Raw genomic sequence first — 1,118 nt, forward strand, 5'->3', positions numbered from 1 at the left:
CTCCACCCACACCACCAAGAGCGGCGTGGCCGACATGGCCTTCGAGAACGACGTCGAGGCGCTGATGATGCTGCGCCGCCTGTACAACTACCTGCCGCTCAACAACCGCGAGAAGCCGCCGGTGCGTCCCAGCGGCGACCCGGCCGAGCGCGCCGACCTGTCGCTGGACACGCTCGTGCCCGACAACCCGAACAAGCCCTACGACATGAAGGAGCTGATCGCGAAGGTGGTCGACGACGGCGACTTCTTCGAGCTGCAGCCCGACTACGCGAAGAACATCGTGATCGGCTTTGCGCGCATGGAAGGCCAGAGCGTGGGTATCGTCGCGAACCAGCCGCTGGTGCTGGCGGGCTGCCTGGACATCAAGTCCTCGATCAAGGCGGCGCGCTTCGTGCGCTTCTGCGATGCGTTCAACATCCCGGTCATCACCTTCGTCGACGTGCCCGGCTTCATGCCCGGTACCTCGCAGGAGTACGGCGGCATCATCAAGCACGGCGCCAAGCTGCTGTATGCGTATGCCGAATGCACGGTGCCCAAGATCACCGTGATCACGCGCAAGGCCTACGGCGGCGCCTATGACGTGATGGCATCGAAGCACCTGCGCGGCGACGTCAACCTGGCCTGGCCGCGCGCCGAGATCGCGGTGATGGGCGCCAAGGGCGCGGTGGAGATCATCTTCCGCGAAGACAAGAACGACCCCGACAAGCTCGCAGCCCGCGAGGCCGAATACAAGGCGCGCTTCGCCAACCCGTACGTGGCCGGCACGCGCGGCTACATCGACGACGTGATCCTGCCCAGCGAAACCCGCAAGCGCATCTGCCGCTCGCTGGTGATGCTGCGCGAGAAAAAGCTCGAGAACCCGTGGCGCAAGCACGGCAACATCCCCCTCTGAAAGAACGGGAAGCACAACATGTTCAAGAAAATCCTGATTGCGAACCGCGGTGACCAGCCGCGCAGCGGCGCAGCGACGAAGTCAAAGCGCCTGGCACGCGAAGCGTGCGCAGGCGATTTCCCCGCGGAGACCCACAATGTTTAAGAAGATCCTGATCGCCAACCGCGGAGAAATCGCCTGCCGCGTCATCAAGTCCGCCAGGAAGATGGGCATCCTCACGGTGGCC

Annotated in this window: 2 protein-coding genes; both read left to right on the top strand. The window is 64.2% G+C overall.

Features of this window, described 5'->3' with window-relative positions; all coding sequences use genetic code 11:
• On the top strand, nt 1-892 hold an 892-nt coding region (locus WKW80_RS37240), incomplete at its 5' end, for an acyl-CoA carboxylase subunit beta (RefSeq protein WP_340368567.1).
• A gap of 37 nt (nt 893-929) precedes the next feature.
• On the top strand, nt 930-1,118 hold a 189-nt coding region (locus tag WKW80_RS37690; RefSeq protein WP_422823063.1), incomplete at its 3' end, for a biotin carboxylase N-terminal domain-containing protein.

This window comes from Variovorax humicola (assembly GCF_037889915.1).
GTDB lineage: Bacteria > Pseudomonadota > Gammaproteobacteria > Burkholderiales > Burkholderiaceae_C > Variovorax > Variovorax humicola.